The following is a 266-nucleotide window of genomic DNA, read 5'->3' as shown; positions in this document are numbered from 1 at the left end:
ACGGCGGGCGGAAGTCGTCCGGATCCGCCGGAGGATCATTCGTGACGGCAGGCGCGACCGCCAGCAGTTGGCGGGCGAGCGCGAGGCAGTCCTTGCGAGAGCCGCCTGCAAGCAAGCCATAGTGGCGGATGCGATGGAAGCCGCGCGGGAGGACATGGAGCAGGAAGCGACGGATGAACTCGTCTGTAGCGAGCGTCATGACGCGCTGGCGGTCGGCGCCATCGCGACGATAGTCCTTGTAGCGGAAGGTGACTCCAGCCTCGTCG

Annotated in this window: 1 protein-coding gene; it reads right to left on the bottom strand. The window is 66.9% G+C overall.

Annotation, left to right across the window (positions count from 1 at the left end):
• Positions 1–266, bottom strand: a 266-nt coding sequence (locus ACWGS9_RS35810) for a transposase (RefSeq protein ID WP_454509560.1), incomplete at both ends; no start/stop codon positions are given.

Source organism: Mesorhizobium sp. Arg314, from assembly GCF_053714275.1.
Note: the sequence above shows the minus strand (reverse complement) of the source record. Positions and strands in the feature narration are given on the sequence as shown.